9 protein-coding genes are annotated in these 9032 nt (G+C 71.5%); 2 read left to right on the forward strand and 7 right to left on the reverse strand.

Features of this window, described 5'->3' with window-relative positions; translation table 11 throughout:
* Positions 1–55 precede the first annotated feature (55 nt).
* From Q0A33_RS06450 to Q0A33_RS06465, 4 genes are all read right to left on the reverse strand, one after another.
* On the reverse strand, positions 56–1369 hold the full coding sequence (locus Q0A33_RS06450; protein WP_291794597.1) for a TRAP transporter large permease: 1314 nt from the start codon (positions 1367–1369) through the stop codon (positions 56–58).
* Positions 1366–1920 carry a TRAP transporter small permease gene (locus Q0A33_RS06455; protein WP_291794599.1) on the reverse strand — a complete coding sequence of 185 codons (555 nt, stop codon included), beginning with the start codon at positions 1918–1920 and terminating at the stop codon, positions 1366–1368. Before Q0A33_RS06455 ends, Q0A33_RS06450 begins: the two co-directional genes overlap by 4 nt.
* On the reverse strand, positions 1920–2978 hold the full coding sequence (locus Q0A33_RS06460) for a TRAP transporter substrate-binding protein (RefSeq protein ID WP_291794601.1): 1059 nt from the start codon (positions 2976–2978) through the stop codon (positions 1920–1922). The genes Q0A33_RS06455 and Q0A33_RS06460 overlap by 1 nt, the downstream gene beginning before the upstream one ends.
* Before the next feature lie 189 nt (positions 2979–3167).
* Positions 3168–4331: an acyl-CoA dehydrogenase family protein gene (locus Q0A33_RS06465; RefSeq protein ID WP_291794603.1), complete on the reverse strand. Its 1164-nt coding sequence runs from the start codon at positions 4329–4331 to the stop codon at positions 3168–3170.
* A 179-nt stretch (positions 4332–4510) separates the two neighbouring features.
* Between Q0A33_RS06465 and Q0A33_RS06470 the strand changes: the two genes are divergently transcribed.
* Entirely contained in the window at positions 4511–5248 is a 738-nt protein-coding gene (locus Q0A33_RS06470; protein ID WP_291794606.1) for an IclR family transcriptional regulator, read from the forward strand.
* 147 nt (positions 5249–5395) lie between these two features.
* On the forward strand, positions 5396–6439 hold the full coding sequence (locus Q0A33_RS06475) for an NAD(P)-dependent alcohol dehydrogenase (RefSeq protein WP_291794608.1): 1044 nt from the start codon (positions 5396–5398) through the stop codon (positions 6437–6439).
* On the opposite strand, the gene Q0A33_RS06480 is transcribed toward Q0A33_RS06475, so the two are convergent.
* From Q0A33_RS06480 to Q0A33_RS06490, 3 genes are all read right to left on the reverse strand, one after another.
* Positions 6379–7068: a response regulator transcription factor gene (locus Q0A33_RS06480; RefSeq protein ID WP_291794610.1), complete on the reverse strand. Its 690-nt coding sequence runs from the start codon at positions 7066–7068 to the stop codon at positions 6379–6381. The two genes, Q0A33_RS06475 and Q0A33_RS06480, sit on opposite strands and share 61 nt — an antisense overlap.
* Positions 7065–8210, reverse strand: coding sequence for a histidine kinase (locus Q0A33_RS06485; RefSeq protein WP_291794612.1), 1146 nt, complete (start codon positions 8208–8210; stop codon positions 7065–7067). Before Q0A33_RS06485 ends, Q0A33_RS06480 begins: the two co-directional genes overlap by 4 nt.
* 33 nt (positions 8211–8243) lie before the next feature.
* On the reverse strand, positions 8244–9032 hold a 789-nt coding region (locus Q0A33_RS06490), incomplete at its 5' end, for an ABC transporter permease (RefSeq protein ID WP_291794614.1).

Genomic DNA, 9032 nt, shown 5'->3' on the forward strand with positions numbered 1-9032 from the left:
GCAGGTCGTGCCGACGACCTGCCCCCGCAGTGCGTGTGCGGATCCTCCCGCGGGTTCAGCCCGCAGTGAGGGAGGGGAACCAGGTGGCGATCTCCGGGACGAAGACCATGAGGACCACCAGCCCCGCCTCGATCGCGAGGTAGGGCAGCGCGCCGCGGATGATCGCCGCGATGTCCAGCTCCGGCACCACGGACTTCATCGCGTAGAGGTTGAGCCCCACCGGCGGCGTGATCACCGCGGTCTCCAGCGTCACCACGAGGATGACGCCCACCCAGAGCGGGTCGTAGCCCATCGCCTCGAAGATCGGCAGCAGGATGGGCGTGACGACCAGCAGGAGCGAGGCGGCGTCGATGAGGCAGCCGAGCGCCATGACGATGACGAGGAGGCCCAGGACGATCACCGGGTCCGGGACGGCCATCGCCCCCACGAACTCCGTGATGGCCTCCGCCGCCCGGACGACGACGAGCATCTGCGTGAACACGAACGCCGCACCCACGATGATGAGCAGGCTGCCGGAGATCTGGGTGGTGCCGACGAGGATCTTCCTGAGGTTCTCCTTGGTCAGCGCCCGGTCGAAGACCCCCACGACCAGCAGCGCACCCAGAGCGCCGATGCCCGCGGCCTCGGTGGCGGTCGCCAGTCCCGTGTAGATGGAGCCGAGCACGATCGCGATGAGGATGAGCGCGGGAGCCACGTCGCGGACGGTCCTCCAGCGGTCCGGCCAGGTGATGCCGTCGTCCGCGCGCGGTGCGAGCTCCGGCTTCACGACCGCGACGATGACGACGAAGACGACCATGAGGGCGGCCAGCAGCAGGCCGGGGACGATCCCGCCGGCGAACAGCGCACCGATGCTCACCCCGGAGATGGAGGAGTAGAGGATGAACATGAGGCTGGGCGGGATGAGCATCGCCAGCGCGCCCGAGGCCACCACGGCTCCCGTGGCGAAGCTGGGCCGGTAGCCGCGGGAGAGCATCTCCGGCACCGCCATGCGGCCCACCACGGTCACGGCGGACAGGCTCACCCCGGAGAGGGCGCCGAACACCGTCGAGGAGCCCACCGCGGTGACCGCGAGACCGCCGGGCAGCCTGCCCAGCCAGGCGTGTGCGAAGCGGAAGATCGCGCGTCCCAGGCCGCCCACCGCGAGGATCTCGCCCATGAGGATGTACATGGGCGCGGCGACGAGGGAGTAGCTCTCCAGCTGGGAGACGAAGGCGATGGGGATCTGCTCGAGCCCGCGCCAGCCCTCGAGCAGGAGCAGGCCCAGAAGTCCGGAGGTGCCGAGCGCGACGAAGATGGGCGTGCGGAGGTAGACGAGGACGAGGAGGACGAGGACGGCCGTGATCACGGCGAGTGCGTCAAGCATGCTCATGCCTCCTGACTCGGTGCGGCGGGGGACTGGGCGGCCGGTGCGCCGGCTGCGGGTGCGCTCGCGGCGGACCTCTGCTCCATGCGCCTGACGAGGAAGCGCAGGAGCGTGGTGAGCGCGGTGAGGAGGAGACCCACCGTGAGCAGTGCGTATCCCAGCCAGATGGGGAGGTTGAAGGTGCCTGCGGTGAGCAGGTTCGCATCGGCGAAGTGGACGGTGGTCCGCGCGGCCGCGATTCCCGCCACGAGGCAGAAGGAGAAGGTCGCGAGGAAGGTGACCCAGTCCGCGACGGCCTTCCGGCGGGCGGAGAAGTTCCGATAGAAGAGGTCCATGCCGATGTGCTCGTCACTCGCCTCGAGGTCCGGGACGGCGAGGATGACGATGGCGATGAGGCCCAGCATGGAGACGGTGATCGACCATTCGAGCGGTCGCGCGAGCGCGTAGCGCATGACGACGTCGAAGCCGGTGACGAGCATGAGGATCAGGACGACGGCCGCGGAGACCCAGCGGCAGGCGGTGGTCACACGGCGCAGGAGTGCGAATGCCGAGGTCATCATGCCTCCTTCACGTAGGACAGTGCGCGGTCGGCCAGTTCGTCGTCGCCCACGGTGGACCTCCACCAGTCGACGACGCCGGCGGTGGCGTCGCGGAACCGGTCGACCTGCGCCTCGTCGTAGCGGATGATCTCCAGACCGGATTCCTCGACCCCGGGGAGGTAGGACTCCTCGTAGACCTCGAGCTGCTTCTCGGTGCCGATCTCCGCATAGACGCGGCCCGCCTCGAGCAGCGCCTCCTGGACCTCCGGGGAGGTGTCCGCGTACCAGCGGGTGTTCGCGTAGGCGTCCACGCTGTAGCCGCCGAAGTGCGCCTGCATGGCGTAGCCGAGCACGTCCTCGAGCCCGCGGGACACGACCGTGCCCAGGTAGGAGACCATCCCGTCGATGGTCCCGCGCTCCAGCGCCTCGTACAGCTCTCCGGAGGACATGGACACCGGCGAGCCGCCCAGGGCCTTGATGGTCTGGCCCTCGACATGGCCGGCGGTGCGGATGCGCAGGCCGTGCAGGTCCTCCGGCTTCTCCACCGGCCGGTCCACGGTGAAGAGCCACTGCAGCGTGCAGGGCATGGCGCCGAGGTTCATGATGCCCTGCGGGCGCAGGTGCTCGTTCATGAGGTTCTCCAGCGGAGACTCCGGCGCCAGCGCGCGCCGCAGCTGCTCGAACCCGTCGTTGACGAAGGGCAGCTCCGCCGCCCCGAGGATGGGGAAGCTCGTGGAGACGTAGCTGGAGGTCTGGATGCCCACGTCCGTCACGCCGCGCAGCATGCCGGGCACGAGCTGCTCGGCGTTGAGCAGCGAGCCCGAGTCGAAGAAGTCCACGACCCCGGCGCCGAGGCGCTGGTCCAGGGCGTCGTTGAAGGCGAGCAGCCCGGGGTACAGGTCGTCGTAGCCGGGGGTGATGTAGCTGGAGACGCGCAGCGCGCCGTCGGGGCGCAGGCCGCGGTCGGAGGCGCCCGGGGCACAGCCCGCGGCGGCGAGGAGGGGAACGGCGGCGGCCAGCCCCAGCAGGCCTCGGCGGCTGAGGTCGGAGTTCCCGGGAGGGGACGAATGGTGCATGATCAGCTTCTCTGTGAGCGTCAGGTGTGTGCGTCGGCGGACAGACGGCTCCGGATCGCGGGCACGCGAGTGGTCGCGGGGTGGCGCGACTGCGCGGGCGGACGCCAGGGGTAGCGGCATCCGCCCGCGCGGCAGTCTGCCATATGAGAGCTCGAGGGCTCGTATGGCAGGACCGATTGTGAGACGGGGTCAGAAGGAGCGGGGCATGCCCAGCACGTGCTGACCCACGTAGGAGAGGATGAGGTTCGTGGAGATCGGCGCGATCTGGTAGAGGCGCGTCTCGCGGAACTTCCTCTCGATGTTGTACTCGGTGGCCATGCCGAAGCCGCCGTGCGTCTGCAGGGCGGTGTCGCCGGCCTGGAAGGAGGCCTCGGAGGCGAGCATCTTCGCCATGTTGGCCTCCGCGCCGCAGGGCTCGTTCGCGTCCGCGAGGTCGCAGGCCTTCCAGCGCATGAGATCCGCGGCCTCGAGCTGCACGTGGGCGCGCGCGATCGGGAACTGCACGCCCTGGTTGGAGCCGATCGGCCGGTCGAAGACCACGCGCTCCTTCGAGTACTCCACCGCCCGGTTGATGAACCAGCGGCCGTCGCCGATGCACTCGCTGGCGATGAGGATGCGCTCGGCATTCATGCCCGTGAGGACGTACTTGAAGCCCTTGCCCTCCTCGCCGATCAGCGAGGAGGCGGGGATGCGCATGTCGTCGAAGAACAGGGCGTTCGTCGAGTGGTTGATCATCGTCTCGATGGGGTTGATGGTCAGCCCCGGGAGGTCGCGGATGTCGACGAGGAAGAGGGAGAGGCCCTCCGACTTCTTCTTCACCTGGTCCAGCGGCGTGGTGCGGGCCAGGAGGATCATGAGGTCGGACTGCAGGGCGCGGGAGATGAAGACCTTCTGGCCGTTGACCACGTACTCGTCGCCGTCGCGCACGGCCGTGGTCTTGAGGCTCGTGGTGTCCGTGCCCGCGCCGGGCTCCGTCACGCCGAAGGCCTGCAGGCGCAGCTCGCCGGAGGCGATCCCGGGCAGGTACTTCTGCTTCTGCTCCTCGCTGCCGTGGTGGAGGACCGCGTTCATCGTGTAGAGCTGCGCGTGGACGGCGCCGGAGTTGCCGCCGTTCGCGTTGATCTGCTCGAGGATGACGGAGGCGTCGCCGAGGCCGAGGCCGAGGCCGCCGTACTCCTCCGGCACGAGCGCGCCCAGGCAGCCCGTCTCCGTGAGGGCCTGCACGAACTCCTCCGGGTAGCGGTCCTCGCGGTCGACCTGCTGCCAGTAGGTGTCCGGGAAGTCCTGGCAGATGCGGTCGACGAGCGAGCGGAGGTCCTTGCGGGTCTCGGTCTCGTGGGATGCGACGGTCATGGGTGCCTCTCCTCATGCGGGTGGTGCGCGGCGGTGGCTGCCGGCGGCCGGGTTCTCGGTCTACTGTGTGGACCGGTGGTCCACGCCACGGATAGGATACCCCTCATCGGCCTGATCTGCATCAAGCGTCCGTCTCCGCGCACACCGGCGGCGGGGCGCTGACGACGAAGGAGGAGCCAGTGACCAAGCCCATCCAGAGCGCGCTCAACGTGCTGGGCGTCCTCGAGACGCTCGCCTCGCATCCGCCCATGGGACTGTCCGAGGCGGCCCGTGCGGCGCAGCTGCCCAAGACGACGACGCTGCGGTGTCTGCTCACCCTCCAGGAGGCGGGCTGGGTGCGGCTGAGCGAGGACCGGAACGCGGAGTGGTCGCTCACCAACCGCGCCCTGCTCACGGGTCTGCGCGCCGCACCGGCCGGTGAGCTCGCCGGCCTCGCGACGGAGGAGATGAACCACGTGCGTGAGGCCGTGGGGGAGTCCGTCCACCTCATGGTCAGGGACGGGCTGGAGCAGATCGTCGTGGCCCGCGCGGACGGGGTGGGCGCCATCCGCACCTACCTCCCCCTGGGCACGCGCATCCCCTTCCACTCGAGCTCCTCCGGCAGGGCCCTCCTCTCCGCGATGAGCGCCGAGGAGGCGGAGGCCGTGCTGACCGCCGAGGCGGAGGCGCCCGGCTTCGACAGGGCGCGGGTGGAGGCGCACGTGGAGGAGGCGCGCTCCCGGGGCTTCTCCGTCAACGAGGGCGAGTGGCGCGAGGGCGTGGCCGGGGTGGGCGTGCCGGTGCGGGGTGCGGCGGGAGATCTCCGCGGTGCGATCTCCGTCTCCCTCCCCGTGGCGCGGATGGAGGAGCTGGGTGCGGAGGAGATCGGCCGCCTCCTGCTCGAGTCCCAGCGGAGGCTGGCGGACCGCCTCCGCTGAGGTCCGGCGTCCGCCCTGCGGCCCTCGCCGTCGTCCATCGTGGGATTCCCTGCACACCGGCGGCCTCACGCATTAGCGTCAGGGCATAGGGGGACGCTGCGGCACGGTCGCAGTCCGCGTCCCCGCACCGATCGTGAGGAGAGCGCCATGCGCGCAGTCGTGTTCGAACAGTTCCACCAGTTCCCGGCACTCAAGGATGTGGAGAGGCCCACTCCCGGTTCCGGCGAGGTCCTCCTCAAGGTGGCCGGTGCCGGCGCCTGCCACTCCGACGTCTCCGTGTACCGCGAGTTCGACGCCGAGCATCCGGGCAACATCCAGCCCTCCTTCGTGCTGGGGCACGAGACCGCAGGCTGGATCGAGGAGCTGGGCCCCGGCGTCACCGGCCTGGAGAAGGGCTCCGCCCACCTGGTCTACGGCCCCACCGGCTGCGGTCACTGCCGCCAGTGCGTGCAGAGCCGCGAGAACTACTGCGAGAACACGGCGACCAACCCGGCACTGGCGATCGGCCTGGGCCGCGACGGCGGCATGGCCGAGTACGTCTGCGTGCCCGCCCGCAACCTCGTGCCGCTGGGCGAGGCCGATCCCGTGGCCGCCGCACCGCTCGCGGACGCCGCACTCACCCCGTACCACGCCGTCCGCCTCGCGGAGCGCTCACTGGCCGGGGGCGGCAGGTACGCGCTGGTGATCGGCCTGGGCGGCCTCGGCCAGATCGCCGTGCAGATCCTCACGGCGCTCACCGGCGCGACCGTCGTCGCCACGGACACCAAGCCCGAGGCCATGGAGCGGGCCGCCGCCCGCGGGGCGGTCACGGTGCCCGGCGGCGAGGGCCAGGCCGAGCGCATCCGCGAGCTCACCGGCGGTCGCGGTGCCGACGCGGTGTTCGACTTCGTGGGCGCGGCACCCACCGTGGAGCTCGCGAAGTCCAGTGCCGGGGTGGGCAGCACCGTGGTGATCGTGGGCATCGCCGGCGGCACGGTGGAGTGGAACTTCTACGGGACCGCCTACGAGTCCGCGCTCATGAGCACCTACTGGGGCTCCATCGCGGACCTCCACGACGTCGCCGCGATGTACCGCGCCGGCCAGATCGTGCCGGACGTGGAGACCTTCACGATGGACGAGGCCCCGGAGGCCTATCGCCGCCTGGAGGCCGGTGAGCTCAGCGGCCGCGCCGTCGTGGTCCCGCACAGCTGAGTCCGCACGGCTGAGCTCCGGTCCCGGGCGATCGCCGCCGCCTCCGCGCGGGTGCGCGCGTGCGCCTTCCCGATCGCGGAGGAGAGGTGGTTGCGCACGGTCCCGGGGGACAGGCGCAGCGCCTGGGCGATCTCCCGCACCGTCGAACCGTCGAGCGCCGCCCGGAGCACCTCCTGCTCCCGGACGGTGAGAGGGCTCCGGCCCTCGGACAGGGACTGCGCGAGCAGGCCGGGGTCCAGCACCTGCCGCCCGGCGTGCACCTCGCGCACCGCCTGCGCCAGCTCCTCGGCCGGGGTGTCCTTGACGACGAAGCCCCGCACGCCCGCCTCCACCGCACGGCGCATGTAGCCGGGACGGCCGAAGGTGGTGACGTTGAGCACGGCACAGCCGGTGCCGGCGGCGAGGACCTCCTCGGCGGCCTCCAGGCCGTCGACCTCCGGCATCTCGATGTCGAGCACCGCCACGTCGACGGCGTGTGCGCGCACCGCCTGCGCGGCCCCTGCCCCGTCGTCGAGCTCGCAGACGACCTCGATGTCGTCCTCGAGTGCGAGCAGGGCGGCCAGGGCGCCGCGGACCAGTGCCTGATCGTCGGCCAGCAGCACGCGGATGGGCCTCTCGCCGTCGCTCACAGCCGCACCTCCACCCGTGTCCCCGGCCGGAGGGCGTCCGCCCGGTCGTCGCACACCGTGAGCGTCGCCGAGGCCGCCTGCGCCCGGGCGCGCATCCCCGCCAGGCCGTGTCCCCGGGGATCTCCCGCAGCACCTCCCACCCCGTCGTCCACGACGCGCAGGCGGTCCGGCTCCACGCACACGCGCACCGTGCGGGCCCCGGAATGGCGCAGCACGTTGGTCGTGGCCTCCCGCAGGCAGGCCGCGAAGAGGGCGTCCGCGCGAGCGCTCAGCGCGTCGGTCGCGCTCGCGGGCGGCAGATCCGCGGTGATCCCCGCGGCGCGGAGCGCACGAGCCGCAGCCGCCAGCTGTTCGTCGAGCGTGAGCGGTGCGGTGCGGGAGACCACGGAGCGGGACTCCTCGATGGACTCCCGGGTGAGCGCGAGGATCGCGGCGAGCTCCTCCTGGGCCCGGTCCGGATCGCTGCGGACGAGCCGGGCGGCCAGCTGCGTCTTCATGCTGATGACGGTGAGGGAGTGACCCAGCACGTCGTGGACCTCACGGGCGAACGCCTCCCGCTGCCGGGCGAGCGTGAGCTCCTCGCGCAGCGTCCGGGTGCGCTCGTCGCGGCCGACGGCGTACCGGACGAGCGCGATGGTGAGCGCGGACAGGCTCAGGGGCACGATGATCCAGAAGCGCTCGGCAGGATCCTGCGTGACGAGCACCGTCAGCGCCACCGTCGCGAGGAGGACGGCGGCGGCGACCGGCAGCCCCCGGCGCCACGGATGGGTGAAGAGCCACAGCGCGCAGACGTAGGTCGAGGCGATGAGGACGCCCGGACCGCCGGTGGGAGCGGCGAGGGCGGCACAGGCAGCCATCCCGGCCGTGTAGACGCTGGTGGAGACCCACAGCGGGCGCGCGGGCAGCAGCCGTGGCCGGACATAGGCGTACAGGTAGACGCAGCAGAAGCCCAGCAGACCGGCGATGCCGAGTGCGCGCAGCGACCACGGAGCGGGATCCGTGAGGATCCGGGAGAAGGGGAAGGCGAGGAAGCCCAGCCAGACGCCGGCCATGACGAGGGTGCTGACCAGGTCCTCGCGCGGGCACCTGTCGGCCAGCCGGTACTCGGCGACCCCGGCCTCGGGCGTCTTCGCCTCGCTCATGCCTCCACCCTAGCGACGTGCCGGCGCACACGCTCAGCGCGCCGTGCGCCTGCGTCCGGCCAGCAGGCAGATGAGGGCGAACACCGCGGTCCATGCAGCGACGCCTGCCAGGATCGCGAGCAGGGAGTCCGCAGGCGGCGGAGGGCCGTCGCCCATGGGGATCGTCGCTCCCTCGAGCTGCGGCCAGCGGGCGAGCGCCGCGGAGCCGTACAGCGGCGAGAACTTGGCGATGGACAGAAGGGTGCCGGAGAGCGGGATGAAGAGATTGCCGAAGAACGCGAGGAGGACGAGCAGCCCGCTCGCCACGGAGACGGCCGCCTCGGAGCGGAACAGCAGGGCCGAGGCCAGGCCGTACAGGGCGAAGGGGAGGGCGCCCAGCAGGGTGAGGAGCCCCGTGGCGATCCAGAGGCCGGCATGGTCCAGCCGTGCGCCCATCGCCGCCGCGACCGTGAACACGCAGGCCACGGGCAGCAGCGCCATCGCCAGCCCCACGAGGCACTTGCCCACGGCGTACATGCCGTTGCTCAGCGCCGTGAGGCCCAGCTGGCGGCCCCAGCCCTGCTGACGCTCCACCGCGGCGGAGCCGGCGATGCTCGTCATGGCGGTGACGGCGCCGTAGACGCCCATCGAGGTCATGACGTAGGCGCTGCCGTTGCCCCGGCCCATGGGGGCATCGCCGTAGTCCGCCATGCCGCCGAAGATGAGGAACATGGCGACCGGCAGGACCGCGACGAAGAACGTGGCGGAGAACATCCGGACGGTGCGCAGCAGCTCCCAGCCGGTGTAGCCGAGCACGCGGGAGAGGGCGGAGCGGGGTGCGGC

Source organism: Brevibacterium sp. (assembly GCF_022712115.1).
GTDB classification, from domain to species: Bacteria; Actinomycetota; Actinomycetes; order Actinomycetales; family Brevibacteriaceae; genus Brevibacterium; species Brevibacterium salitolerans.